This is a genomic window from Thermus composti, assembly GCF_014647535.1.
GTDB classification, from domain to species: domain Bacteria; phylum Deinococcota; class Deinococci; order Deinococcales; family Thermaceae; genus Thermus; species Thermus composti.
In genome coordinates this window covers 1-22,844 of the sequence record NZ_BMPJ01000010.1, presented here as the reverse complement: position 1 = coordinate 22,844, position 22,844 = coordinate 1, and the positions used below count along the sequence as shown (strand labels likewise).

26 protein-coding genes are annotated in these 22,844 nt (G+C 68.5%); 16 read left to right on the top strand and 10 right to left on the bottom strand.

Annotated elements, in window-relative coordinates; translation table 11 throughout:
- Positions 1 to 3: 3 nt before the first annotated feature.
- Genes IEX93_RS05245 through IEX93_RS05235 form a run of 3 tightly spaced genes read right to left on the bottom strand, consistent with a single transcriptional unit; the run spans position 4 to position 3,440 of the window.
- Positions 4 to 1,791, bottom strand: a complete 1,788-nt coding sequence (locus tag IEX93_RS05245; RefSeq protein WP_188847192.1) for a menaquinone biosynthesis decarboxylase — start codon at positions 1,789 to 1,791, stop codon at positions 4 to 6.
- A gap of 9 nt (positions 1,792 to 1,800) precedes the next feature.
- Entirely contained in the window at positions 1,801 to 2,127 is a 327-nt protein-coding gene (locus tag IEX93_RS05240; RefSeq protein ID WP_371863150.1) for a YraN family protein, read from the bottom strand.
- Positions 2,124 to 3,440, bottom strand: coding sequence for a PASTA domain-containing protein (locus IEX93_RS05235; RefSeq protein ID WP_188847190.1), 1,317 nt, complete (start codon positions 3,438 to 3,440; stop codon positions 2,124 to 2,126). The genes IEX93_RS05240 and IEX93_RS05235 overlap by 4 nt, the downstream gene beginning before the upstream one ends.
- 26 nt (positions 3,441 to 3,466) lie before the next feature.
- Between IEX93_RS05235 and IEX93_RS05230 the strand changes: the two genes are divergently transcribed.
- Positions 3,467 to 4,009, top strand: coding sequence for an NAD(P)/FAD-dependent oxidoreductase (locus IEX93_RS05230; RefSeq protein WP_188847189.1), 543 nt, complete (start codon positions 3,467 to 3,469; stop codon positions 4,007 to 4,009).
- Between the two features lie 2 nt (positions 4,010 to 4,011).
- On the opposite strand, the gene IEX93_RS05225 is transcribed toward IEX93_RS05230, so the two are convergent.
- Both IEX93_RS05225 and IEX93_RS05220 read right to left on the bottom strand, forming a co-directional pair.
- Entirely contained in the window at positions 4,012 to 4,782 is a 771-nt protein-coding gene (locus tag IEX93_RS05225) for an SDR family NAD(P)-dependent oxidoreductase (RefSeq protein ID WP_188847188.1), read from the bottom strand.
- A 4-nt stretch (positions 4,783 to 4,786) separates the two neighbouring features.
- Positions 4,787 to 5,914: an alanyl-tRNA editing protein gene (locus tag IEX93_RS05220; RefSeq protein WP_188847187.1), complete on the bottom strand. Its 1,128-nt coding sequence runs from the start codon at positions 5,912 to 5,914 to the stop codon at positions 4,787 to 4,789.
- Positions 5,915 to 5,933: 19 nt separating this feature from the next.
- Between IEX93_RS05220 and IEX93_RS05215 the strand changes: the two genes are divergently transcribed.
- The 4 genes from IEX93_RS05215 (at position 5,934) to IEX93_RS05200 (ending at position 8,556) form a co-directional block, all read left to right on the top strand.
- The gene (locus IEX93_RS05215; RefSeq protein ID WP_188847186.1) at positions 5,934 to 6,353 is read left to right on the top strand and encodes a HEPN domain-containing protein; all 420 of its coding nucleotides are present in this window, start codon (positions 5,934 to 5,936) and stop codon (positions 6,351 to 6,353) included.
- A complete protein-coding gene (locus IEX93_RS05210) occupies positions 6,334 to 6,663 on the top strand; it encodes a nucleotidyltransferase domain-containing protein (RefSeq protein WP_188847185.1) in 330 nt (109 codons plus the stop codon). Before IEX93_RS05215 ends, IEX93_RS05210 begins: the two co-directional genes overlap by 20 nt.
- Complete coding sequence (locus IEX93_RS05205) at positions 6,660 to 7,376, top strand: pseudouridine synthase (RefSeq protein ID WP_188847184.1); 717 nt, start codon at positions 6,660 to 6,662, stop codon at positions 7,374 to 7,376. Before IEX93_RS05210 ends, IEX93_RS05205 begins: the two co-directional genes overlap by 4 nt.
- A gap of 61 nt (positions 7,377 to 7,437) precedes the next feature.
- Positions 7,438 to 8,556: a VanW family protein gene (locus tag IEX93_RS05200; protein WP_188847183.1), complete on the top strand. Its 1,119-nt coding sequence runs from the start codon at positions 7,438 to 7,440 to the stop codon at positions 8,554 to 8,556.
- Here the strand turns inward: IEX93_RS05200 and IEX93_RS05195 are convergent.
- The 4 genes from IEX93_RS05195 to IEX93_RS05180 all read right to left on the bottom strand — a co-directional run bounded on the left by IEX93_RS05195 (position 8,495) and on the right by IEX93_RS05180 (position 13,679).
- Positions 8,495 to 8,758: a hypothetical protein gene (locus IEX93_RS05195; RefSeq protein WP_188847182.1), complete on the bottom strand. Its 264-nt coding sequence runs from the start codon at positions 8,756 to 8,758 to the stop codon at positions 8,495 to 8,497. The two genes, IEX93_RS05200 and IEX93_RS05195, sit on opposite strands and share 62 nt — an antisense overlap.
- The gene (gene topA, locus IEX93_RS05190) at positions 8,758 to 11,133 is read right to left on the bottom strand and encodes a type I DNA topoisomerase (RefSeq protein WP_229906099.1); all 2,376 of its coding nucleotides are present in this window, start codon (positions 11,131 to 11,133) and stop codon (positions 8,758 to 8,760) included. The genes IEX93_RS05195 and topA overlap by 1 nt, the downstream gene beginning before the upstream one ends.
- A 159-nt stretch (positions 11,134 to 11,292) precedes the next feature.
- A complete protein-coding gene (locus IEX93_RS05185; protein ID WP_188847180.1) occupies positions 11,293 to 12,621 on the bottom strand; it encodes an acetyl-CoA hydrolase/transferase family protein in 1,329 nt (442 codons plus the stop codon).
- Positions 12,618 to 13,679 (bottom strand): 3-hydroxyacyl-CoA dehydrogenase NAD-binding domain-containing protein, encoded by a 1,062-nt coding sequence (locus tag IEX93_RS05180; RefSeq protein WP_188847179.1) that lies wholly within the window; start codon positions 13,677 to 13,679, stop codon positions 12,618 to 12,620. Before IEX93_RS05180 ends, IEX93_RS05185 begins: the two co-directional genes overlap by 4 nt.
- An 89-nt stretch (positions 13,680 to 13,768) precedes the next feature.
- On the opposite strand from IEX93_RS05180, the gene IEX93_RS05175 reads away from it, so the two are divergent.
- From IEX93_RS05175 to IEX93_RS05125, 11 genes are read left to right on the top strand one after another with little or no spacing between them, the layout of a single operon-like run.
- Complete coding sequence (locus IEX93_RS05175) at positions 13,769 to 14,245, top strand: DUF456 domain-containing protein (RefSeq protein ID WP_188847178.1); 477 nt, start codon at positions 13,769 to 13,771, stop codon at positions 14,243 to 14,245.
- A 3-nt stretch (positions 14,246 to 14,248) separates the two neighbouring features.
- Positions 14,249 to 14,482, top strand: a complete 234-nt coding sequence (locus IEX93_RS05170) for a glutaredoxin family protein (RefSeq protein WP_188847177.1) — start codon at positions 14,249 to 14,251, stop codon at positions 14,480 to 14,482.
- A gap of 15 nt (positions 14,483 to 14,497) precedes the next feature.
- Entirely contained in the window at positions 14,498 to 15,349 is an 852-nt protein-coding gene (gene lgt / locus IEX93_RS05165) for a prolipoprotein diacylglyceryl transferase (RefSeq protein ID WP_188847251.1), read from the top strand.
- 4 nt (positions 15,350 to 15,353) lie between these two features.
- On the top strand, positions 15,354 to 16,715 hold the full coding sequence (glmU, locus tag IEX93_RS05160; protein WP_188847176.1) for a bifunctional UDP-N-acetylglucosamine diphosphorylase/glucosamine-1-phosphate N-acetyltransferase GlmU: 1,362 nt from the start codon (positions 15,354 to 15,356) through the stop codon (positions 16,713 to 16,715).
- Positions 16,716 to 16,747: 32 nt separating this feature from the next.
- Complete coding sequence (locus tag IEX93_RS05155; protein ID WP_188847175.1) at positions 16,748 to 16,972, top strand: TatA/E family twin arginine-targeting protein translocase; 225 nt, start codon at positions 16,748 to 16,750, stop codon at positions 16,970 to 16,972.
- A complete protein-coding gene (tatC, locus tag IEX93_RS05150) occupies positions 16,969 to 17,709 on the top strand; it encodes a twin-arginine translocase subunit TatC (protein WP_188847174.1) in 741 nt (246 codons plus the stop codon). The genes IEX93_RS05155 and tatC overlap by 4 nt, the downstream gene beginning before the upstream one ends.
- A gap of 33 nt (positions 17,710 to 17,742) precedes the next feature.
- A complete protein-coding gene (locus IEX93_RS05145) occupies positions 17,743 to 18,810 on the top strand; it encodes a bifunctional 3-deoxy-7-phosphoheptulonate synthase/chorismate mutase (protein ID WP_188847173.1) in 1,068 nt (355 codons plus the stop codon).
- Entirely contained in the window at positions 18,810 to 19,760 is a 951-nt protein-coding gene (locus tag IEX93_RS05140; protein ID WP_188847172.1) for a 4Fe-4S dicluster domain-containing protein, read from the top strand. The genes IEX93_RS05145 and IEX93_RS05140 overlap by 1 nt, the downstream gene beginning before the upstream one ends.
- Before the next feature lie 24 nt (positions 19,761 to 19,784).
- Positions 19,785 to 21,422, top strand: coding sequence for an FAD-binding dehydrogenase (locus tag IEX93_RS05135; protein WP_188847171.1), 1,638 nt, complete (start codon positions 19,785 to 19,787; stop codon positions 21,420 to 21,422).
- A gap of 4 nt (positions 21,423 to 21,426) precedes the next feature.
- Positions 21,427 to 21,819, top strand: coding sequence for a methylmalonyl-CoA epimerase (gene mce, locus IEX93_RS05130; RefSeq protein WP_188847170.1), 393 nt, complete (start codon positions 21,427 to 21,429; stop codon positions 21,817 to 21,819).
- Positions 21,819 to 22,157: a VanZ family protein gene (locus IEX93_RS05125; RefSeq protein ID WP_188847169.1), complete on the top strand. Its 339-nt coding sequence runs from the start codon at positions 21,819 to 21,821 to the stop codon at positions 22,155 to 22,157. Before mce ends, IEX93_RS05125 begins: the two co-directional genes overlap by 1 nt.
- On the opposite strand, the gene IEX93_RS05120 is transcribed toward IEX93_RS05125, so the two are convergent.
- Complete coding sequence (locus tag IEX93_RS05120; RefSeq protein WP_188847250.1) at positions 22,111 to 22,770, bottom strand: SDR family NAD(P)-dependent oxidoreductase; 660 nt, start codon at positions 22,768 to 22,770, stop codon at positions 22,111 to 22,113. The genes IEX93_RS05125 and IEX93_RS05120 overlap by 47 nt on opposite strands.
- Between the last annotated feature and the right edge of the window lie 74 nt (positions 22,771 to 22,844).

The window sequence follows — 22,844 nt, the reverse complement described above, 5'->3', positions numbered from 1 at the left end:
GGATTATAGCCCGTACTCCTCCCAGCGGGCCTCCACCAGGGCCTTCACCTTGGGGTCCATGCGGATCCTTTCGGGCCAGACCCTCTGGAAGCCCTCCTCGGGGAGCTTCCTCGTGCCGTCCAGGACCAAAACCGGCCCCTCCACCCCCGCCATCACCCGGGCGTCCCGCTCGGGGTCAATGTTGTTGAGGACGTACCAGAGGAGTTCCTCGGGGCTTAGGGCGGTGTCAGCGTCGGCTAGGAGGAGGAGCCGGATCCCGGCGCTTTGCGGGGTGCTTAGGAGCCTTTCCGCCACCTCCCAGGCCTGGTGGGGCCTTTCTTTCCTCATGGCCACGCCCCAAAGCCCCGGCCACTGCCTCTGGGCCACCACCTCGGGGTCTTGGGGAAGCTCGGCGTGGGCCTTGGGGGCGAAGGGCACCTCTTCCCCCTCCTCGGGGAGCTTCCTCGTGCCGTCTATGAAAAGCTTCCCCCCGTAGGCGAAGGCCCGGGCGCTATGGTCCAGGACGTCCATGGGGCCCCGGAGGAGGAGGGTGTCCCGGCCGGGGAGGGCGTGCTTTAAGGCGTGGAGGAGGGTGGCAAACCCCGGCTTCACCGGCACATCGGCGTCCACCGCCACGATGACCTTGGCGAACATCATCTGCCCCAGGCCCAGCATCCCGTAGGCCACCTTGTAGGCCTGGCCCGGGTATTCCTTCCTTAGGCTTACGTTCACCCAGTTGTGGGCCACCCCCTCGGGGGGCATGTGGTAGTCCACCACCTCGGGGAGGACCAGGCGGAGGGCCGGGAGGAAGAGCCTCTCCGTGGCCTCAATGAGGTAGGCGTCCTCCATGGGGGGAACGCCCACGATGGTGGCGGGGTAGATGGCTTTCCGGCGGTGGGTGAGGGCGGTGACGTGGAAGCGGGGGTAGAGGTCCACAGGGGTATAGAAGCCCGTGTGGTCGCCAAAGGGGCCTTCCTCCACCAGGGGCTCTTCCGGGTCTATGTAGCCCTCGAGGACGAACTCCGCCTCCGCGGGCACGGGGAGGTCCACGGTTACCCCCCGGGCAAGCTCAATGGGGGCCCCCCGGAGGAAGCCCGCCAGGTGGAACTCGCTCACCTCCGGCAAGGGGGGCAGGGGGGCGGTGGCGGCGTAGGTGAGGACTGGGTCCCCCCCCAGGGCCACGGCCACCTCCAGCCTCTTCCCCAGCTTCTTGGCCTTTTCCAGGTGGCGGCGGCCCACCTTGTGGAGTTGCCAGTGCATGGCGGTGCTCCTGGGGTCTAAGACCTGCATCCGGTACATCCCCAGGTTGAGCTCCCCCGTCTCCGGGTCCTTGGTGATGACGAGGGGCAGGGTGAGGAAAGGCCCCCCGTCTAAGGGCCAGCACTTGAGGACGGGAAGGCGCCTCAGGTCCACTGCCTCCCCCCTCAGCACCACCTCCTGCACCGGGGCCTGGCGCACCCACCTGGGGAAGAAGCCTTTGAGGAGGGGAAGCTTGGGAAGAAGCCCAAGGAGGGCGGAAAGCCCCCCCTTGCCGGGCCTTAGCTCCAGGAGGGTCTCCACCTTCCTCGCCAGCTCGTCCAGGTCCTTCACCCCAAGGGCGAAGGCGGTCCGCTCCCGGGTCCCAAAAAGGCCGATGGCCACGGGGAAGTCCTTGCCCGTGACCCGCTCAAAGAGGAGGGCGGGCCCCCCTCCTTTCACCATGCGGTCCGCGATCTCGGTGATCTCCAGCTCGGCGGAGACGGGCACCTTCACCCGCCTAAGCTCGCCCCGCCTTTCCAGGGCCTCCAGGTAGGCCCTAAGGTTCCTAAACACGCCTAAAGCTTACTCCAGGACAAGGTGCTCTAAGCGGAAGTCCTCGGGGCTTCCATGGACCAAGACCGCCTCGAGGCGCACCGGCAGGTCGTCCCGGCCCAGGAGGTAGCGGGCGCTTTGCCAAAGCCTTCGCACCTTCCCCGGGGTGATGGCCTCCAGGGGCGTGCCGAAGCGGTCTGAGCGCCTTTGCTTCACCTCCACCACCACGTAGACCCCGTCCTTTTCCAAGAAGAGGTCCACCTCGCCGAAGGGGGTGCGGCGGTTTCGCCCCAGGAGGCGGTACCCCCTTTCCAGGAGGTAGCGAAGCGCCCTTTCCTCGGCCCAGGCGCCCTTCACGGAGCCCACTCCTGGAAGAGGAAGCCGTCCAAGTAGAGGCGGAAGCGGGCCTCCCCCACCACCTGGTAGGTGCCCTCCACCCGAAGGCCCTCCTGCCCTGGCCCCTCGTAGACCACCTGCTCCCCCCGCTCGTCCAGAAGGACCAGGCGCACCTGCCGCCCCTCGGCCTCGGGGGGAAGGTTCAGGGCCAGGTTCACGGTCCGGGTGGGGGGGCTTGGGGGGAGGTAGACCTGGCCCTGGGCCGCCACCTGGATCCGGGCCCCGCCCCCCTGGGGCACGGGGGTCCCGGGGGCGGGCTCCTGGGCGAGGACCACCCCGGGCGGCGCCCCGGAGGGTACCTCCTCCACCTGGTAGGGGATGGCGGCGGCGTTTAGGAGGAAGACCGCCTCCTCCCGGGTGAGGCCCACCAGCCGGGGCATGGGGGTGGTGGCCTCGGGGGAGGCCCCCAGGGAGACGAGGAGCCAAACACCCCCCCCGGGGGGCAGGGGCGTACCGGGGGCGGGGGTGGTGGCGAGGACGGTGCCTAAGGGCTCTTGGCTTTCCACCCGGGCGGTGCCCAAAAGGCGGTAGCCCAGTTCCGAGAGGCGGCTTTCCGCCTCCTCCAGCCTCAGGCCCCTTAGGTCCGGCAGGGGGTTGAGGCGGGCCTGGTTCAGCACGAGGCGCACCGTCCGCCCCTCCCTAAGCCGGGTCCCGGGCGGGGGGTCTTGGGCCAGGACTACCTCCTTGGGCTTGGTGGGGTCGTTCCCCTCCTCCACCTCGAGGCGAAGCCCGGTGTCCTTGAGGAGGAGGAAGGCCTCCCGGGCGGTCTTGCCCACCAGGTCCGGGACGGCGTACTCGGGGGGGTTGAAGTACCGGTTAAGCCCCTCTAAGAGAAGCCACCCCCCGAGGGCGAGGAGGAGAAGCCCGGGGGCCACCCCAAGGAGGCTTCCCTTCCCCCTGGGGCGGGGCAGGGGCTTGGCCTTGAGGGGCCAGGGGGCCAGGTAGGCCACGCCCTCCTCGGCCATGGCCAGGTGTTCCCGGCCGAAGCCCAAGGGGGCCAGGGCCTCGAGGGCCTTCTTGGGCGGGGGTTTGCGGGAAAGGGGCTTTTCTGGAAAGAAGGCGTAGTAGCGGCCCGGCTTGGCGGAAACCTGGGCCTCCAGAAGCCCCATCTCCGTAAGCCGCTTCAGGGCCGCCCGGTAGCGGTAGAAGCGCTCCTTGTCCTCGGGGGTCTTGACCTCAAAGAAGAAGAGGAGCCCACCTTCTACCCGGTAAAGGGTGACCCCGTCCCTCTGCTCCAGGGTTTCCAGCACCGGGTAGCGGTCGTCCAGAAGCATCCGCCGCCGATTATACTCTAGGCGGTATGTGGGACGTTTTGGTGGTGGGCGGTGGACCTTCCGGCCTTTCCGCGGCCCTTTTTCTGGCCCGGGCGGGGCTTAAGGTCCTGGTCCTGGACGGGGGGCGCTCCCAGGTCCTCCAGGTGAGCCGGGTGCCCAACTATCCCGGGCTTTTGGACGAGCCCTCGGGGGAAGAGCTTCTGAGGCGGCTACGGGAGCACGCCGAGCGCTACGGGACCCAGGTCCAAAGGGGCGTGGTCAAGGGGGTGCGGGACAAGGGCGGGGTGTTTGAGGTGGAGACCGATGGGGGCGTGGTGGAGGCGGAAAGGCTTCTCCTTTGCACCCACAAAGACCCCACCCTGCCCTCCCTCTTGGGCCTCGCCCGGAAGGGGGCCTTCATAGACACCGACGAAGGGGGGCGGACCAGCTACCCCCGGGTCTACGCCGCCGGGGTGGCCCGGGGCAAGGTGCCGGGCCACGCCATCGTGAGCGCCGGGGATGGGGCCTACGTGGCGGTGCAGCTCATCTCCGACCTTCGGGGCGAGCCCTACAAAGACCACGCCAAGTAGCCTCAGACCGGGCGGCCCGCCATCATGAAGCTGGCGGTCATCCCCCCGTCCACGGGGAGGATGGCCCCGGTGATGAAGCTGGCCTTCTCCGAGGCCAAAAAGAGCACCGCCTCCGCCACCTCCTCGGGAAGCCCGAGCCGCCTTAGGGCGTGGAGGTCCTCCCAGTCCCGCCGGGTCCTCTCGGGGTCCTCGGAAAGGAGGATGGCCTCCAAAACCGCCTCGGTGGCGATGGCCCCGGGGGCCACGGCGTTCACCCGGATCCCCAAGGGGGCGAGGTCCAGGGCCAAGGAGCGGGTGAGGTTCACAAGCCCTCCCTTGGAGGCGTTGTAGGCGGCGTTTTCCTGCTCGGCGAAAAGCCCTTGGACGCTGGCCACGTTGACGATGGCTCCGCCCCCCACCTTCTGCATCTCCCGGGCGGCCAGGGCCGAGAGGTGCATGGGGGCGGTGAGGTTCACCTCCAGGGCCTTGCGCCACGCTTCTAGCGGCACCCGGAGGGCGGAGCCGGGCGGGGCGATGGCGGCGTTGTTTACCAGGACGTCCACCCGGCCCAAGGCCCTTTTGGCCTCCTCCACGAAGCACACCCGGTCCCTCTCGTCGGCCAGGTCCGCCTGGACGAAAAACCCCCCGATGGCCTCGGCCACCTCCTTCCCCTCGGGCCTCAGGTCGCAGAGGGCCACCAAGGCCCCTTCCCGGGCGAAGGCCTGGGCGATGGCCCGCCCGATTCCCCGGGCACCCCCGGTCACCAAGACGCCCTTGCCCTCAAAAAGCCCCATGTCCCTAGCTTACAAGCCGGGGGTCCAGGGCCTCGGCCACCTTTTCCTGGGGCAGAGCCCCCTGGACCACCTCCTTGCCCCCGCCCTTGGCCCCCAAAGCCTTGAGCCTTTCCAAGACCTCCTGGCGCCTCGGGCCTAGGAGGGCGAAGCGGCCCTCGGGGGAGAGGAGGAGGAAGGTCTTTTCGCTCCAGGAAAGGAGCTTTTTGGCCAGGTCCCCGAGGACGGGCCCGGGCACCAGGAGGACCCCTTCCTCCAGGGCCCTTCCCAGAAGGGCCTCCACCAGGGCTTCTTTGAGGGCTTGGTTTTCCCCCTTTAGGGCGTAAAGCTCGTCCTGAAGCTTCCGCACGGGCTTTTCCACCTCCAGGGGATGGGTGGAGAAGGCCAGGGCCAGGCGGGAAAGGAGGGCGTGCTTGGCGTGGTAGTCCTCCAAGGCCTCCCACCCCGCCGTGAAGTAGACCCGGGTACCCCCCTTGTAGCGCTCCCACTTGAGGACCTTGATGGGCCCCGCCTGGGCGCTCGTCCTCAGGTGGGTCCCCCCGCAGGCGGCGAGGTCAAAGTCCCCGATCCGTACCAGGCGCACCTGGCCCCGGACCTTGGGGGGGCGCCTTAGGGGGTAGCGGGCGAGCTCCTCCTCGGAGACATAGAAGGCCTCAATGGGGTAGTCGGCGTAGACGGCGAAGCCCGCCAGGGCTTCGGCCTCCCGGATCCTTTCCTCCTCGGCCTCCTCCTCTAGGTCCACGGTGCACACCGGCGAGTCCAGGCTCACAGCGACGGTGTGGTAGTTCCCGGCCCGGAGGAGGGCTTGGGAGAGGATGTGCTGGGCGGTGTGGCGCTGCATGTGGCGGAAGCGCCTTTTCCAGTCAATCTCCCCCTCCACCTCCGCGCCCTCCGGGATGGGCGCGGAAAGCACGTGGACCACCTCCCCGAAGGCCTTCTCCTCCTCGTAGGCGTGGAGGACCCGCACCTCCCCAAAAGGCCCCCTCAGGACCCCGGTGTCCGCGGGCTGCCCCCCGGACTCGGGGTAGAAGAAGGTCTGGGAGAGGACGGCGTAATGCCCCTTTTCGTCGCTCCAGGCCCGTTCCACCCGGGCCTCAAAGCGGGTGGCGTAGCTATCCAGCTGGTAAAGCCTCATGCCCCTTAGGATAAGGAGGATGGCGCCCTTGGACCGGGAGGAGTTCGCCAGGTGGTTTTCCCAGGCCCGCCACACCCTGGCCTCGGCGGCGCGGGACCTGGAAGGGGGGGATTACGACTGGGCGAGCTTCAAGGCCCACCAGGGGGCGGAGTACGCCCTAAAGGGGCTTCTCCGGGGCCTGGGGCGGCCGGCCTTCGGGCACGCCCTTTTGCGCCTGGTCCAGGCCCTGCGGGAGGCGGGGGTGGGGGTGCCGGGGGAGGTGGAGGAGGCGGCCAAGGGGTTGGACCTTCACTACATCCCCGCCCGCTACCCCGACGCCTACCCCGAGGGGAGCCCCCACGAGTACTACACCGAAGGACGGGCCCGGGAGGCTTTGGCGGCGGCCCAGAAGGTCTTGGCCTGGGTGGAGGAGGTGTGGCGTGGCCTCGGAGGGGCTTAAGGCGAGGTTAGAGGCTTGGGAGGCGCTCCTCGCCGAGGCCCGGGAGTACGCTAGGCGGGCGCGGGAGGCCTTGGGGGAGGCCCGGGTGTTCCTCTACGGTTCCGTGGCCCGGGGGGATTTCAACCTGGAAAGCGACATAGACCTCCTGGTGGTCTCCCCCCGCCTCCCCCAGGACCCCCTGGAGCGCCTGGCCCTCCTGCAGGGCCTGAACCGGGGCCGGGTGGAGGCCAGGGGGCTCACCCCGGAGGAGTTCGCCCGGCTTAAGGCCAAGGGGGCCCTTTGGTGGCTGGAAGGGGCCCTGGAGCTATGAAGGGGGAGAGGCTGGACCGGCTCCTCGCCCGGCTGGGCCTGGGAAGCCGCAAGGAGGTGGCCCGGCTCGTCCGGGCGGGCCGGGTGCGGGTGGCGGGGGAGAGGGTCTTTGACCCCGGCTTTCCCGTGCCGGAAGGGGCTTCCCTGGAGCTGGATGGGAGGCCCCTTTCCGTGCGCCGCCACCACCACGTCCTTTTGCACAAGCCTCGAGGCTACGTGACAAGTCGCACGGAAGGCCCTTCCGTCTACGCCCTTTTAGAGGGCTTCCCCGTGCGGGACCTCTCCCCGGTGGGCCGCTTGGACAAGGACACCGAAGGGCTTCTCCTCTTCACCACCGACGGCCTCCTCCTCCACCGCCTCACCCACCCCAAGCACAAGGTGGAAAAGCGCTACCTGGTCCACCTCCTCCACCCGGCCACCGAGGAGGACCGGCGGGCCTTCCGGGAAGGGCTCGTTTTGGACGGGGAAAAGCTCCTTCCCGCCGAGCTTTTCTGGGAAGAGGACCCTACCCGGGTGGAGCTCGTCCTAAGGGAGGGGCGCTTCCACCAGGTGAAGCGGATGTTCGCCCTCCGGGGAAACCGGGTCCTTTACCTGAAGCGGCTCGCCTTGGGGCCCCTCGCCTTGGGGGCGCTTCCCTTGGGGAAGGCCCGCTACCTCACCGAGGAGGAGGAAAAGGCCCTCTACCGGGCGGTGGGCCTAGGGGGCGGGGCTTAGGCGCTTCTTCCGCTAGGTTTTTTTTCACAGCCCCTTCGCGCCTCCCGTGTTAGCGTGGGATATGCGGCTTTGGTTTGGGCTTCTCGCCTTCCTGGCCCTGGCCTGGGCCCAGGGGATAGAGGCCCTTTTGGTCCTGAAGGAAGATGTGGTGGAGGAAGGGCGCTTGGTGGAGTACACCGGGGTGAGGCGCTACCCCGTGGCCTCGGAGGGGGAGCTTAGGGCCCTCCTCCGAAAGCTCGCCCGCCCTCCCAGGCCCCCCCGCTTCGTCTACCAGGACGGGAGGTGGCGGGGGGTGGAGAAGAAGGGCCTGACCTTTGACGAGGAAGAGGCCCTCGCCGCCTACCGGGAGGCCCTTTCCCAAGGGAAAAAGAGCTTCCGCCTGCCCGTGCGCTACCTCCCCCCAAGCCCGAGCCTAAGGGAGCTTTACGCCTTGGGGGTGCGGGAACACCTGGCCACGGGGGAGACGGACTTTAGGGGGTCTAGCCCCGAGCGGCTTCACAACCTCCTCCTCGCCTCCAGCAAGCTGGACGGGATCCTGATCCCCCCGGGGCTTTTCTCCTTCAACCGGGCCCTGGGCCCCATCACCCAGGAGGCGGGGTACAAGGAGGCCTTTGTCATCGTGGGGGACCGGACGGAACAGGGGGTGGGGGGCGGGGTGTGCCAGGTCTCCACCACCCTCTTCCGGGCCTTCTTCCTCGCCGGGCTTCCCATCCGGGAGCGCCACGCCCATAGCTACCAGGTGGCCTACTACAAGCCCACGGGCCTGGATGCGGCGGTGATCCAGCCCTACAAGGACCTGAAGGTCCTCAACGACACCCCGGGCCACATCCTGGTCCAGCGCTCGGTGGTGGGCTCGAGGCTTCGCTTCCACCTCTTCGGCACCAAGGACCGGGAGGTGGCCTGGGAAGGCCCCTTTGTGAGCGACCGCAAGCCCCCGCCCCCGCCCCGGGAGGTCCTGGACCCCTCCCTGCCCCCGGGGGTCCGCAAGCAGGTGGACTTCGCCGCCGAGGGGGCGCGGGTGGAGGTGCGCCGCCGGGTGCGCTATGGGGATGGCCGTCAGGTGGAGGAGCGCTTCCTAAGCCTTTACCGCCCCTGGGGGGCGGTCTATCTGGTGGGGCCTAGGCCGGAAGCTCCAAAAGAACCGCCCCCTCCACGGGCAAAAGGCGGTGGGGCTCCGTGATCCAGGCGGCCTCGCCCCGCTTCAGGTGCAGGTAGCGCCCCTCGGGCAGGTCAATGACCAGCTCCCCTTCCAAAAGGAGGTAAAAGGCCTTGGGGGGGCGCTCCTCGGGGGCCAGGAGGGGGTAGGCCCTCAAGGGAAGCCCCGGGACCTCCACGGGGCCCCTTCGGGCCAGGCGCAGGAGGTGGAGCTTGAGGCTTTCCATCAGGCCTTGATCGCCTCCTTCTGGGCCCGGCCCTTTCGCATGCGGAGCTTGAAGAGGGCCCGCTTGGCCAGCTTGGCTTCCTCCTCGGAGAGGGGCTTGCCCTGGGCCAGGGCTTCCAGGGCCTTTTGTTCGGCCTCGAGGAGGGTGGGCAGGAAGGGCTTGAGCGCTTCCCAGTCCTTGGGCGGGGTGGGGGCTTGGGGCTTCTTCCGGGAGGAGCCTTGGGTGGGGGCTTTAGCGGGAAGGAGCCTGGGGTCGTGCTGGGGACAGGCGGGGTTTAGGCAGGCGCCTTCCCCTTTTCCCGCCAGGGGCCAGCCGCAGGCGGGGCAGCGTTCCTCCAGGAGGGGGTAGAAGGAGAGGAAGTCGCAGTCCTTGTTCTCGCACTTGTAGTAGGGTCTTCCCCGCTTGCTCCGCTTCTCCAAAAGGCGTCCCCCGCACTTGGGGCAGGCCTGGCCCGTGGGGGTGCCGTCGTCCCGGGTGTAGTCGCACTCCGGGTAGCCGGAGCAGGCGATGAAGCTCCCGTAGCGCCCCGCTTTGCGGAGGAGGGGCTTGCCGCACTTGGGGCAGGCTTCCCCGGTGGGCTCGGCCTCTTTTTTCTCCAAAGGCTCGGTGTAGGTGCACTCCGGGTAGCCGGTGCACCCCAGGAACTGCCCGTAGCGGCTCACCTTGAGCTCCAAGGGGCGGCCGCAGTTGGGGCAGAGCTTCTTGGGCACCTGGGCGAGCTCCTTTAGAAAGGGCTCGTAGAACTCCCAGACCACCTGGGGCCAAGGGGCCTTGCCCTCCTCCACCTGGTCCAGGCGGTCTTCCATGCGGGCGGTGAACTCGTAGGCCACCACCTGGGGAAACCGCTCCTTGAGGTAGTGGACCACCTGGCGGCCCAAGGGGGTGGGGAGGAGGGTGCGCCCCTTGCGCTCCACGTAGCCCCGCTTCTCCAGGGTCTCGAGGGTGGGGGCGTAGGTGGAGGGGCGGCCGATGCCCAGCTCCTCCATGGTCTTCACCAGGCTGGCGTCGGTGTAGCGGGGCGGGGGCTCGGTGGCCCGCTTCTCCGGGCGCACCTCCACGAGCTGGACCTGGGTGCCCTCGGGGAGGGCGGGCACCGGGGGGGCTTCCTCTTCCTCCTCCCGCCCCCAGGCCTTGAGGTAGCCCTCAAACTTCAGCACCGAGCCCGAGGCCCGGAAAACCAGGCGCCCCCCTTGGCATAGAAGGGCGGTCTGCTCGTAGAGGGCGTCTTGCATCTGGCTTGCCAGGAAGCGGCGCCAGATGAGGTCGTAAAGGCGGTACTCCTCCTCGGAGAGGTATGGGCGCACGCTTTCCGGGGTGCACCTCGGGTCCGTGGGCCGGATGGCCTCGTGGGCGTCCTGCACCCCTGCCTTGCGGTTCTGGTAGACCCGAGGCGCCTCGGGCAGGAAGGCTTGTCCGAAGCGCTCGGCGATCACCTCCCGGGCCAGGGCCAGGGCTTCCGGGGAGACCCGCACCGAGTCGGTGCGCATGTAGGTGATGAGGCCCACGGTGCCCTCGGGGAGGTCCACCCCCTCGTAGAGGCGTTGGGCGATGCGCATGGTGCGGCTTGCGGTGTAGCCCAAGCGGCTGCTGGCCGCCTGCTGCAGGGTGGAGGTGGTGAAGGGGGGTGGGGGGGATTTGCGCCGCTCCTTCACCTCCACCTGGGCCACCCGGTAGGTGGCCCGCCCCGCCTCCTCCGCCAGGGCCCTGGCCTCGGCCTCGGTCTTTAGGTGGAGCTTCCCTTCCTTGCTCCCCTGGCCCGTCCAAAGCCGCTTCCCCTCCACCTCGTAAAGCCGGGCGGGGAAGGGGGTTCCTTCCGGGTCCGGTCCCGAAGGGGCTACCTGGAATCGCCCCTCGAGGACCCAGTAGACCTCGGGTTGGAAGGTCTCTATCTCCTCCTCCCGCTCCACCACGAGCCTCAGGGCCACGCTCTGGACCCGGCCTGCGGAGAGGGCCCGCTTGCGGAACTCCAGGGAGAGGAGGGGGGAGAGGTTGTAGCCCAAGAGGCGGTCCAGGACCCGCCGGGCCTGCTGGGCGTCCACCAGGTTCTGGTCAATGGGGCGGGGTTTTTCCACCGCTTCCCGCACCACCCTGGGGGTGATCTCGTGGAACTCCACCCGGATGGGCTCCTTGGGGTCGCGGCCCAGAAGCCTCGCCACGTGCCAGCCGATGGCCTCGCCCTCCCGGTCGGGGTCGGTGGCGATGAGGAGGCGCTTTCCCTGGGCGGCTTTCTTTAGCTCCTCCACCACGGGCTTCTTGTCCTTCTTCACCTCGTAGGTGGGGGCGAAGCCCCGCTCCACGTCCACGCCCAGGGTCCGCTCGGGGAGGTCCGCCACGTGGCCCCGGCTCGCCCGAACCTCGTAGCCGGGCCCCAACATCTTCTGGATGCTCCGCGCCTTGGCGGGGGACTCCACCACCACCAGGGTATTGGCGGTGGGGTTTTCTCCCGGGCTTGGGTCTTTTCTTCGGCTTTGGGTTGGCCCTTTGGCCCTCTTTCCCGGCATCGCCCCCTATTTAGGGGGCTGGGCGCGGGATTGTCAAGCCCGGGGCTCGCTTTTCCCCTTCAGGTCGGCCCCGGGGTAGCTCCGGGGCAAAAGCTTCCGCTCCCAAGCGGCCTGGGTGAGCTCCTCCCGGAAGTCCGGGTGGGCGATGGCGATGAGGGCCTTGGCCCTTTCCTTCAGGGAGCGGCCGAAGAGCTCGGCGACGCCCCACTCGGTCACCACGTAGTGGACGTCGGCCCGGGTGGTGACCACCCCCGCCCCCGGCTTGAGGAAGGGGACGATGCGGCTATGCCCCTTGGCGGTGGAGGGCAGGGCGATGATGGGCTTCCCCCCCTCGCTCCGCGCCGCCCCCCGGATGAAGTCCAGCTGGCCCCCGAAGCCGGAGTAGATCCGGGTGCCGATGGAATCCGCCACCACCTGGCCCGTGAGGTCCACCTCAATGGCGGAGTTGATGGCCACCATCTTGCGGTTTTGGGCGATGACGAAGGGGTCGTTCACGTAGTCGGCGGGGTGGAGTTCAAAGAGGGGGTTGTCGTGGACGAAGCGGTAGAGCCTCTCCGAGCCCAGGACGAAGGTGCCGATGATCTTGCCGGGGTGGAGGGTTTTTTTGGCCCCGGTGATGAGGCCCTTTTCCCAGGCCTCGAGGACCCCGTCCGAGATCATCTCCGTGTGGATGCCAAGGTCCCGCCGGCCTTCCAGGCTTGCCAAGACGGCGTCGGGGATGGCCCCGATGCCCATCTGGAGGGTGGCCCCGTCCTCAATGAGGCCCGCCACGTGCTCCCCGATCCTCCGCTCCACCTCCCCGAAGCCTTCCCGCTTGAGCTCGGGCAGGGGCCAGTCCAGCTCCACGATGGCGGCGAAGCGGGAGACGTGGACGAAGGTGTCCCCCAGGGTCCTCGGCATCCTGGGGTTCACCATAGCGATGACCATGGGGGCGGTTTCCACCGCCGCCTTGGTGGCGATGACCTCCACCCCCAAGGAGCAAAAGCCGTGCTCGTCGGGCGGGGAGACCTGGACAAGGGCGGCGTCCAAGGGCAGGATGCGGCGCTTGAAAAGCCAGGGCACCTGGTGGAGCATGATGGGCACGTAGTCCGCCCGGCCCTGGTTCACCGCCTCCCGGTCGGCGGGGCCCACGAAGAGGGAGCGCCTCCTAAAGTGCCCCTCCATCTCGGGGCCGGCGAAGGGGTCCTCCCCCATCTGCAGGAGGTGGACGAGCTCCACGTTTTCCAGCTCGTCCTTGCGGGCGGCCAGGGCCTTGAGGAGGGGCGTGGGGGTGGCGGCGTTGCCGGAGACGAAGACCCGCATCCCCGATCGGATGAGGCTTACGGCGTCCTCGGGGGAGGTGAGCTTCTTGCGGTAGCTCATTCTAGGTGGCCTCCTTTCTGCCCCAGAAGGAGGTAGGCCCCCTGGCGGAGCCCGGGGACCTTTAGGGGGTCGTCTTCCACCTGGAGCAAAAAGGGCAAGAGGGTGGCGGTGAGGGCGTGGCTGGCGGTGCGGGGCACCAGGGCGGGGACGTTGGGGAGGCAGAAGTGGGTGATGCCCCCTTCTTGGTAAACGCCGGGGCGGCTCGTCTCCGCCACCCCCCCTTGGTCTATGGCGAAGTCCAGGAGCACCGAGCCCCGCCGCATCCTGAGGAGGAGGTCCCGGGGGAGGAGGCGGGGGGCCCTCTCCCCGGGCACGGCCACCGCCCCCACCAGGACGTCGGCGAAGGCCACGTAGCGCTCCAGGCGGCTTTGGGTGATGAGGGCGGTGATGGCCCCGGGGGCCTCCCGGGCCGCCGCCTCCAGGGCGGAGAGGTCCTTATCCAGAAGGTAGACCGAGGCCCCCGCCCCCAAAAAGGCCCGGGCCGCCGCCCGGCCCAAGGTCCCCGCCCCCAGGATGACCACGTCCGCCGGGGGGATGCCGGGAAGGCCGGAGAGGAGAACCCCGGGGCCCAGGGGGGCCTCGAGGAGGCGGCCCGCGATCTGGGGGGCCATGCGCCCGGCGATCTCGCTCATGGCCTTGAGGACGGGCCGCTTGCTTCCCTCCCCGATGAGCTCGTAGCCGATGGCGCTAAGGCCCTTTTCCGCCATGGCCTCTATGAGGCCCGACCCCGCCACCGCCAGGTGCAAAAAGCCCATGAGGGTGGCCCCGGGGCGGAGGAGGGCGATCTCCTCGAGGGTGGGCCTGGCCACCTTGAGCACCACCTCCCCCCTTCCCAAGGCCTCCTCCCGGCTCACGAGCCGGGCCCCCGCCGCCTCGTAGGCCTCGTCGGGGAAGCCCGCCCGCTCCCCGGCCCCCCGCTCCACGTAGACCCGGTGGCCCCTTTGGGTGAGTTCCCGCACCCCCTGGGGGGTGAGGGCCACCCGCCCTTCCCGCACCTCCTCCCCCAGGGCGGGGGGGATTTTGAGGGTTGTCCGTTCCTTGGGTAGGCCGAAGTCCATGACCCGTCTCCTCGCCTCCAAGCTTACGGCCTTGGAAGGTGGCGGATGTCCCTTGCCCTTCTCATCCCCTTCTCCCCTAGGCTTGGGGCGTGGACGCCTTCGCCGACTGGCTCTTCGTGGCCTTGTGGGTCCTCGGGGTGCTCCTCACCTTCCTCCCCTTCGTCCCTGCCACCTTGGTGATCCTCCTCGGGGCCCTGGTGCACGAGCTTCTCGTGGGCTTCCGGGAGCTTTCCTTGGGGGCGTGGCTTGGGCTTGGGGCCCTGGCCCTCCTCGCCATGCTTTTGGACAACGTGGCCGCCCTTTGGGGGGCGAGGCGCTACGGGGCGGGCCGGGCGGGGCTTTGGGGGGCCTTTCTGGGGGGCGTTTTGGGGCTTTTCTTCGGGGTGGTGGGGGTCTTGGTCCTCCCCTTTTTCCTCGCCTGGCTCTTTGAGTACCTCTCGGGAAGGCGGCCGGAGGAGGCCCTGAAGGCGGCCTGGGGCACCCTGGTGGGCCTTATGGGCGGGGTGGTGGCCAAGGTCTTGGTCCACCTGGCCATGGGGGTCCTGGTCCTCAGGGCCGTCTTTTGACGTATGCTTTCCGCCATGGAACTGGTCTTCGTCACCCGGGAGGGGTGCGGGCTTTGCGAGAAGGCGGAAAGGGCTCTATGGGTCCTGGGGGTTCCTTACGTGCGCCGGGACGTGGACCAGGACCCGGAGCTTTTCCGCCTTTACACCTTTAGGGTCCCGGTCCTCCTCTTGGGGGATAGGGTGCTTCTGGAAGGGGCCTTCGGCGAAAGGGAGCTTGCGGGGGCGCTAAGGAGGTAGGCCGTGGACCCCACCATGATTGAGATCGGCCCCTTGCGCATCCAGTGGTACGGGTTTTTCCTCACCCTGGCCATCTTCGCGGGCTATGAGCTGGCCAAGCGCCGCGTCCAGGCCTGGGGGCTGGACGTGGAGGCTTTTGAGCGGGTGGCCTTCTGGGCGGTGGTCTTCGGGGTGGTGGGGGCGCGGCTCGGGTATGTCCTCACCTCGCCGGGCTACTTCCTAGAGAACCCCCAGGAGGTCTTTTACATCTGGCACGGGGGGCTTTCCTTCCACGGGGCGGTGCTGGGCGGGGCTTTAACCTTCCTCTACTTCCACCGCAGACGGGGCTACCCCCTTTGGCCCTACCTGGACGCCGCCACCCCGGGGGTGGCCTTGGGGATCATCGCCGGGAGGATGGGCAACCTCATGAATGGCTCCGACACCGCAGGCCGCCTCACCACCTTGCCCATCGGCTTCACCTGGCCCGAGTGGGCCAAGGGCTTTCCCGGGGTCTGCCCCGGCATTGACGACATCGCCCAGGTGTACCAGTGCGCGGAACTCCTTAGGGGGCCTGTGCACCTGACCCAGGTCTACGGGGCCTTGGTGGGGGTCATCCTCCTGCCCCTTTCCCTTTACTGGCTTAAAAAAAGGCCTTTCCCGGGGTACGCCTTCTGGAACTTTCTCCTCTGGTATAGCGTCTTGCGCTCGGTTTTGGAGGAGCCTTTCCGCCTAAACCCCTTGTGGCTTCCCGTCTACCGGAACGATGAGCTCGGCATCGGGCTTTTCACCGCCACCCAGGTGGTGAGCCTGCCCCTCGTCCTCCTCTCCCTCTACATGCTGCGGAGGCTGGGCCGGGGGCATCCCACCGGGGGGAAGGAGGTAGCATAGCCCTATGCACGCCCACGTGATCCTGGCCGCGGGGCAGGGAACCCGGATGAAGTCCCGCCTGCCCAAGGTCCTGCATCCCCTTTTGGGCAAACCCATGCTCCACTACGCCCTCGAGGCCGCCTTGGCCTTAAAGCCCGAAAGGCTCGTGGTGGTGGTGGGCCACGGGGGCGAGGTGGTGGCGGAGGCCCTAAAGGGCTACCCCGTGGAGGTGGCCTGGCAACAAGAGCAGCTCGGGACGGCCCACGCCCTCCTCCAGGCGGAAAGCCTCCTTAGGGGCTTCCCGGGGCCTTTTCTGGTAACCCAGGGGGATACCCCCCTCCTTACCCCGGAAACCTTAAGGGCCCTTTTGGAACGGGTGGAGGCGGGGGCCGGCATGGCCCTTCTCACCGTGGAGCTCCCTGATCCCACGGGCTACGGCCGCATCCTCCGCGAGGGGGAGGAGGTCTTGGCCAACGTGGAGGAGAAGGACGCCTCCCCCGAGGTGAAGGCCATCCGGGAGGTGAACGCCGGGGCCTACGCCTTTGACGGCTTCCTCTTCCAGGCCCTAAGGGAGGTGAGAAACGAAAACGCCGCCCGGGAGTACTACCTCCCCGACCTCATCGCCATCTACCGGGTCCACGGCAAAAGGGTGGAGGCGGTGCGGGGTGTGGCGGAGGAGGCCTTGGGGGTGAACACCCGCGAGGAACTCGCCCGGGTGGAGGGGGTGCTTCTTAAGAGGCTTCGCCGGGCTTGGATGCAAAAGGGGGTGCGGATGGTCCTCCCCGAGACCATCTACCTGGAGCCCTCGGTGGAGCTCGCTCCCGATGTGGTCCTCTGGCCCGGGGTGGTCCTCAAGGGGAAGACCCGGGTTGGGGAGGGGTGCGAGGTGGGGCCTTACGCGGTCCTCGAGGACACGGTTTTGGAACCCGGGGCCAAGGTCCAGGCCCACACCGTGGCCCAAGGCGCCCACCTCCACGGAGGCGCTTCCGCCGGGCCTTTTGCCCGGCTTCGCCCGGGGGCGGTCCTTAGGGAGGAGGTCCACGTGGGGAACTTCGTGGAGGTGAAGAATAGCCTCCTTCACCCTGGGGTGAAGGCGGGGCACCTCGCCTACCTGGGGGACGCCGAGGTGGGGGCGGGGACCAACATCGGGGCCGGGGTCATCACCGCCAACTACGACGGCAAGCGCAAGCACAAGACCCAGATCGGGGAGAAGGCCTTCATCGGCTCCAACAGCGTCTTGGTGGCCCCGGTCAAGGTGGGGAACCGGGCCCTGGTGGGGGCGGGGAGCGTGATCACCCAGGAGGTGCCCGACGGGGCCTTGGCCGTGGCCCGGGGGAGGCAGCGGAACCTCGAGGGCTACGCCCTGAGGAAGCTGGGCGAGGAGTGATTCCCTTCAGGGGCGGGTGGTACACTTAGAGCATGAACCTGGGCATGCCGGAAATCCTGGTGATCCTGGTGGTGGCCCTCCTCATCTTCGGGCCCAAGAAGCTCCCGGAGCTTGGGCGTTCCTTGGGCCAGAGCATCCGGGAGTTTAGGCGGGGGGCCCAGGAGATCCGCGAGGAGCTGGAAAAAAGCGTGGAGGTTAAGGAGGAGCCCAAGCCGGCCGTGGCCGCCGAGGCCAAGAAGGAGGAGCCCAAGGCTTGAAGGAAGCCCCGCTGGTAGAGCACCTCGAGGAGCTCCGCGCCCGGATCCTCTGGTCCCTTCTCGCCTGGGCGGTGGGGACGGGGGTGGCCTGGACCTTTAGGGTCCCCCTTTTGGACTGGCTTAAGAGACCCTTGGACCTGGCGGCCAAGCAGAACGGCGTCCAGATCAACCTCATCGTCCTGGACATCACGGAGCCCTTTTTGGTCTCCTTAAAGGTGGCGGCCTTCGGGGGGCTTGTGCTCGCCCTCCCCTTCATCGTCTACCAGGTCTGGGCCTTCATCGCCCCCGGGCTTTACGAGCACGAAAAGCGCCTGGCGGGGCCTTTTCTCCTGGGGGCTGGGTTTAGCTTCGCCCTGGGGGCCCTTTTCGCCTACTACGGCTTTCTGCCCTTCGCCATACCCTTCCTCCTGGGCTTTCTTGGGGACGTGGTCACCCCCCAGATCTCCATCGGCCGCTACATGGGCCAGATCCTCATGATGATGACCGTGATGGGCCTGGTCTTTGAGATGCCGGTGGTGAGCTACCTCTTGGCCCGCCTGGGGATTCTCTCCTCCGGTTTCCTCGCCCGCAACTGGCGCATCGCCGTGGTCCTCCTCCTCACCCTGGCGGCGGTCATCACCCCCACGGTGGACGTGGTCTCCCTCTCCATCGTCACCCTGCCCCTTCTCGTCCTCTACTGGATCTCCGTCCTGGTGGCTCGTCTCGCGGAAAGGCAGAGGCCCCAGGAGGCGGCTTGACAGGGGGCTAGCCCTTCCGCCATAGAATAGCCCATGGACGAGCGCATCCTGGCCCTGCGCAAAGAGGTGGACCGGGTGAACCGGGAGATCCTCCGCCTCCTTTCCGAAAGGGGGCGGCTGGTGCAGGAGATCGGCCGGATCCAGACCGAGCTCGGCCTCCCCCACTACGACCCCAAGCGGGAGGAGGAGATGCTCGCCTACCTCACCGCCGAAAACCCGGGCCCCTTCCCCAACGAGACCATAAGGAAGCTTTTCAAGGAGATCTTCCAGGCGAGCCTGGACCTGGAGGAGCGCCAGGACCAGAAGAAGTTCCTCTACTCCAAAAAGCACAAGCCCGAGCCCACCCGGGTGCGGGTGAAGGACGTGGTCTTCGGGGAAAAGCCCCTCCTCATCGCCGGGCCCTGCTCCATTGAGTCGGAGGAGCAGATGATGGAGACCGCCCGCTTCCTGGCCCAAAAGGGGGTGCGGGTGCTTCGGGGCGGGGCCTTTAAGCCCCGGACGAGCCCCTACGGCTTCCAGGGCCTCGGGGTGGAGGGCCTAAAGATCGGCCGCAAGGCGGCGGACGCCTTCGGCATGGTCTTCGTCACCGAGGTCATGGACACCAGGGACGTGGAGGTGGTGGCGGAATACGCCGACATCCTCCAGATCGGGGCCCGCAACATGCAAAACTTCGCCCTCCTCAAGGAGGTGGGGAAGGCCAGGAAGCCCGTCCTCCTCAAGCGGGGACTTTCCGCCACCATGGAGGAGTGGTTCTACGCCGCCGAGTACATCCTCGCCCAAGGGAACGAGCAGGTGATCCTGGCGGAGCGGGGGATCCGTACCTTTGAGCGCTGGACCCGGAACACCCTGGACCTCTCCGCCGTGGCCCTGGCCAAGCAGGAGACCCACCTCCCCGTCATCGTGGACGTGACCCACGCCGCCGGGCGCACGGACCTCCTCGCCCCCCTGGCCCGGGCTGCTTTGGCGGTGGGGGCGGACGGGGTGCACGTGGAGGTCCACCCCAACCCCAAGGTGGCCCTCTCCGACAACCAGCAGCAGATGGATTTCGCCCAGTTCGGGCGCTTCCTGGAGGCCCTAAGGGACCTCCTCCCCGAGGGGTGATGGGCCTTTGGGATAACCTCTTAAACGCCTTTCTCAAGGCTACGGACCCGAGGCCCCGCTATACCGAGGCCCGCTGCCTCCTCTACAAGAACAGCGTGGGGGGGTGCGACCGGTGCTACCAGGCCTGCCCCAAGGGGGCGGTGCGCCTCGAGGGGTGGCGGGTGGAGCTGGACGAGGTCTTGTGCACGGGGTGCGGCCTCTGCACCGGGGTCTGCCCCGGGATCGCCCTGGAGTACCCCCTTGGGGCCATCCAGGAGGCCCTGATCCGGGGCAAGGGGAAGCTTCGCTGCTCCAAGGCGGAAGGGAAGGGGGAGGAGGTCCTTTGCCTGGGCCGCCTCACCCCGGGGCTTCTGGCCGAGGCGGGAAGCCGCTTCGGCAAGGTGGTCCTCGCCCGGGGGGACTGCGGGGCCTGCCGGATCGGGGGGCCGGAGGTCCCCCAGCACCTTGAGCGGATGGCGGAGGAGGCCAGGCGCTACTTCCCCGTGGAGGTGGAGGTGGTGGAAGGGGAGCTTCCCGGGGAGCGGGTGGGCAGGCGGGAGCTCTTCCAGGCCCTTTTGGGAAGCGCCAAGCGTACCGCCGCCGACCTCATCCCCGAGCTCCCCCTGCCCGCTTCGGAGGAGGGCAAGGAGGAGGGGATTTTGCCGGCGGAGCTTCGGCTTCGGCGGCTTGCCGCAAGCCGTGCCCCGGAGGTCCGCTGGCCCCGGATCCGGGTGGAGGAGGGGTGCACCCTATGCCCCGTCTGCACCAACGTCTGCCCCACGGGGGCGGTGAGGCGGGTAAGGGAGGGGGAGGAGTACGTCCTAAGGCTTCAGGTGGAGGCCTGCACGGGGTGCGGGGCCTGCGTGGAAAGCTGCCCGCCCCAAGTGATCCGGCTGGAAGAGGCCCCCAAGGAAGAGGTGGGGAAGGAGCTGGAGCTTTTCCGGGGCAGGCCCCCCTGGTACGACCTTTGAACCCGGTATAATAGCCCCCAACCTATGGACGCCGACCTGGTGGTGGTGGGCGGGGGGCTCGCCGGCCTGGTGGTGGCCACGGAGGTGGCCCAAAGGGGCAAGCGGGTCCTCCTTTTGGAGCAGGAGCCCTACCTGGGCGGGCAGGCCTTCTGGTCCTTCGGGGGGCTTTTTCTGGTGGACTCCCCCGAGCAGCGCCGCTTAGGGATCCGGGACTCTTTGGAGCTTGCCCTCCAGGACTGGATGGGCGCGGCGGGCTACGACCGGGAGGAGGACGCCTGGGGAAGGCGCTTCGCCGAGGCCTACCTGGAGTTCGCCGCCGGGGAGAAAAGGGCCTGGCTTGCCGCCTTGGGGGTGCGCTTCTTCCCGGTGGTGGGCTGGGCGGAACGGGGCGGGGGCCTGGCCACGGGGCACGGGAACTCCGTCCCCCGCTTCCACATCGTCTGGGGGACGGGGCCAGGGCTCCTTGCCCCCTTCTTGCGAAGGGTGGAGGCCCTAGGGGAAAAGGGCTTCCTCAGGGTCCTCCTCCGCCACCGGGTGGAGGAGGTCCTGGTGGAGGGGGGAAAGGCGGTGGGGGTGGCCGGGGTGGTCCTGGAGGAGGACCCCAAGCCCCGGGGGGCCCCCACGAGCCGCAAGGCGGTGGGGGCCTTTCGCTTCCGGGCCCAGGCGGTGGTCCTGGCCACGGGGGGCATCGGGGCCAACCTGGACCTGGTGCGCCGCTTCTGGCCAAAGCACATGGGGAAGCCCCCGGAGCGGCTCCTTTCCGGGGTCCCCGACCACGTGGACGGGAACGGCCTCTTCCTGGCGGAGCGGGCGGGGGCCCGCCTGGTAAACCTGGACCGGATGTGGCACTACCCCGAGGGGGTGGAGAACCACACCCCCATCTGGACCCGCCACGGGATCCGCATCCTCCCCGGCCCCTCGCCCCTCTGGGTGGACGCCATGGGAAAGCGCCTCCCCGCCCCCCTCTTCCCCGGCTTTGACGCATTGGAGACCCTGCGTTACCTGCGGAGCACCGGCTTTGACTGGAGCTGGTTCATTCTGGACCTGGCCACCCTGAAGAAGGAGTTCGCCCTCTCGGGCTCGGAGCAAAACCCAGACCTCACCGGGAAAAGCTGGCTTGGGGTGGTGCAAAACCGCCTCTTTGGCCCCGCGGCCCCCGTCCGGGCCTTTTTGGAGCGGGGGAAGGACTTCCTCGTGGCCCAGGACCTCTCCGAGCTCATGCGCAAGATGGAGGCCCTGGCCCCTGGGGCCTTGGACCCCGTGCGGCTGGAGCGGGAGGTGAAGGCCAGGGACCGGGAGCTTCAAAACCCCTTCGCCAAGGACGGCCAGGTCCTCATGGTCCACGCCTTCCGCCGCTACCTGGGAGACCGGCTTTTCCGGGTGGCCAAGCCCCACCCCTTCCTCTCGGGGAAAGGCCCCTTGGTGGCGGTCAGGCTATGGACCCTCACTCGCAAGACCTTAGGAGGCATCCAGACGGACCTCAAGGGAAGGGCCCTCACCCCCAAGGGCGAGCCCTTGCCCGGGCTTTTCGCCGTGGGGGAGGCGGCGGGGTTTGGGGGTGGCGCTTTCCACGGGTACAAGGCCTTGGAGGGCACCTTCCTGGGGGGGTGCCTCTTCAGCGGGCGCCAGGCGGCCCAGGGGGTGCTGGAAGGGCTAGAATAGCCCCATGCGGCTTCACCACGTGGGCATCGCCGTGGAGGACCTCGAGGCGGCCAAGGCCCGCTACCTTCTTCTGGGCTTCCGGGTGGTGGCGGAAGGGGAGGTGGCCCACCAGGGGGTGCGGGTGGCCCTCCTCGAGGGGGAGGGGGAGGCCCTTTTGGAACTCCTCGCCCCCTTGGGCCCCGAGACCCCCGTGGGGCGGTTTCTGGTCAAGAGGGGCCCCGGGCTTCACCACCTGGCCTTCGCCACGCCCCGGATAGAAGAGGACCTGGCCCGGCTTAAGGCGGAAGGGGCCAGGCTCATAGACGAGGCCCCAAGGCCCGGCTTTGGGGGGCACCGGGTGGCCTTTCTCCACCCCAGCTTCGGCCTTGGGGTGCTTTGGGAACTGGTGGAGGCGTAGTGCGCCCCCTTTTCCTCCTCTTGGCCCTGGGGGAGATGGGCCTCCTCTTCTGGCTTTCCAGCAAGCCCACGGCGGGGGCGGGCCTTCCCCACCCTTGGGACAAGGGGGCCCACTTCCTGGCCTACGCCCTTTTGGGCCTTCTCCTTCGCCTGGGGCTTGGCCGCTTCGGGCCGGCTTTCCTGGGGGCCTTTCTCTACGGCCTTTTGGACGAGTGGCACCAAAGCTTCGTCCCCGGGCGGGAGGCCTTCGGCCTGGACCTCCTGGCGGACCTCCTCGGGGCTTACGTGGGGGCTAAAGGGGCGGGTAGATGGGAAGCTCCAGAAGCCTCCCGCCCTTAGCGCTGGCCGCTTCCACCACCATCTCTGCCACGAGCTCGGGGGCGATCCAGCGGGAGAAGTCCGCCTGGGGCATGGCCTTGCGGTTGGCCTCGGTGTCCAGGGTGCCCATGGGGTAGACCACGAGGAAACGGACCCCTTCCACCTCCCCCTGCAAGGACCTTAGGAGGCTCGCCAGGGAGGTTTTGGCCACGGTGTAAAGGGCCCTTCCCGGGCCCACGCCCGTCCAGGCAGGCCCGGCGGCGAAGGCGGCGAAGAACCCCTCCTTGCGCTTTTCCATGTAGGGAAGGACGGCCTTGAGGAGGTTGAAGGTGGTGCGGAGGTTGAGGTCCAGCATCCAGTCGTAAAGCCCAGGGTCGGAGTCCAAAAACCGCCCGGCGGCGAAGCCCCCCACGGTGTGGACCACCCCGTAAAGGGGGGCCTGCCCCTCCACGAAGCGGGCCAGGGCCTCCGCCTCCTCCAGCCGGGTGAGGTCGGCCACAAAGGTCTTGGCCCCCACGGCCTCCGCCCTTTCCGCCATGCGCTCGGGCCTCGGGTCCGAGAGGAAAAGCCGCGCCCCGGCCCGGTGGAAGGCGGGGATGAGGGCCCGGCTTAGGGCCCCGCCCGCCCCGGTGATGAGAAAACAGGGCTTTACCCAAAACTCCTTCCTCGCCCTCCCTTAGCCTGCTTCAAGAGTTCTTGGGTGACTTC

What these genes read in the sequence shown, in the direction of transcription:
- IEX93_RS05185 (WP_188847180.1), bottom strand. Translation starts at nt 12,621, where the DNA reads ATGAGCTACCGCAAGAAGCTCACCTCCCCCGAGGACGCCGTAAGCCTC.
- IEX93_RS05180 (WP_188847179.1), bottom strand. Translation starts at nt 13,679, where the DNA reads ATGGACTTCGGCCTACCCAAGGAACGGACAACCCTCAAAATCCCCCCC.
- IEX93_RS05205 (WP_188847184.1), top strand. Translation starts at nt 6,660, where the DNA reads ATGAAGGGGGAGAGGCTGGACCGGCTCCTCGCCCGGCTGGGCCTGGGA.
- IEX93_RS05235 (WP_188847190.1), bottom strand. Translation starts at nt 3,440, where the DNA reads ATGCTTCTGGACGACCGCTACCCGGTGCTGGAAACCCTGGAGCAGAGG.
- IEX93_RS05200 (WP_188847183.1), top strand. Translation starts at nt 7,438, where the DNA reads ATGCGGCTTTGGTTTGGGCTTCTCGCCTTCCTGGCCCTGGCCTGGGCC.
- lgt (WP_188847251.1), top strand. Translation starts at nt 14,498, where the DNA reads ATGATTGAGATCGGCCCCTTGCGCATCCAGTGGTACGGGTTTTTCCTC.
- IEX93_RS05155 (WP_188847175.1), top strand. Translation starts at nt 16,748, where the DNA reads ATGAACCTGGGCATGCCGGAAATCCTGGTGATCCTGGTGGTGGCCCTC.
- IEX93_RS05140 (WP_188847172.1), top strand. Translation starts at nt 18,810, where the DNA reads ATGGGCCTTTGGGATAACCTCTTAAACGCCTTTCTCAAGGCTACGGAC.
- IEX93_RS05220 (WP_188847187.1), bottom strand. Translation starts at nt 5,914, where the DNA reads ATGAGGCTTTACCAGCTGGATAGCTACGCCACCCGCTTTGAGGCCCGG.
- topA (WP_229906099.1), bottom strand. Translation starts at nt 11,133, where the DNA reads ATGTTGGGGCCCGGCTACGAGGTTCGGGCGAGCCGGGGCCACGTGGCG.
- IEX93_RS05230 (WP_188847189.1), top strand. Translation starts at nt 3,467, where the DNA reads ATGTGGGACGTTTTGGTGGTGGGCGGTGGACCTTCCGGCCTTTCCGCG.
- IEX93_RS05170 (WP_188847177.1), top strand. Translation starts at nt 14,249, where the DNA reads ATGCTTTCCGCCATGGAACTGGTCTTCGTCACCCGGGAGGGGTGCGGG.
- IEX93_RS05195 (WP_188847182.1), bottom strand. Translation starts at nt 8,758, where the DNA reads ATGGAAAGCCTCAAGCTCCACCTCCTGCGCCTGGCCCGAAGGGGCCCC.
- IEX93_RS05215 (WP_188847186.1), top strand. Translation starts at nt 5,934, where the DNA reads ATGGCGCCCTTGGACCGGGAGGAGTTCGCCAGGTGGTTTTCCCAGGCC.
- IEX93_RS05135 (WP_188847171.1), top strand. Translation starts at nt 19,785, where the DNA reads ATGGACGCCGACCTGGTGGTGGTGGGCGGGGGGCTCGCCGGCCTGGTG.
- mce (WP_188847170.1), top strand. Translation starts at nt 21,427, where the DNA reads ATGCGGCTTCACCACGTGGGCATCGCCGTGGAGGACCTCGAGGCGGCC.
- glmU (WP_188847176.1), top strand. Translation starts at nt 15,354, where the DNA reads ATGCACGCCCACGTGATCCTGGCCGCGGGGCAGGGAACCCGGATGAAG.
- IEX93_RS05145 (WP_188847173.1), top strand. Translation starts at nt 17,743, where the DNA reads ATGGACGAGCGCATCCTGGCCCTGCGCAAAGAGGTGGACCGGGTGAAC.
- IEX93_RS05225 (WP_188847188.1), bottom strand. Translation starts at nt 4,782, where the DNA reads ATGGGGCTTTTTGAGGGCAAGGGCGTCTTGGTGACCGGGGGTGCCCGG.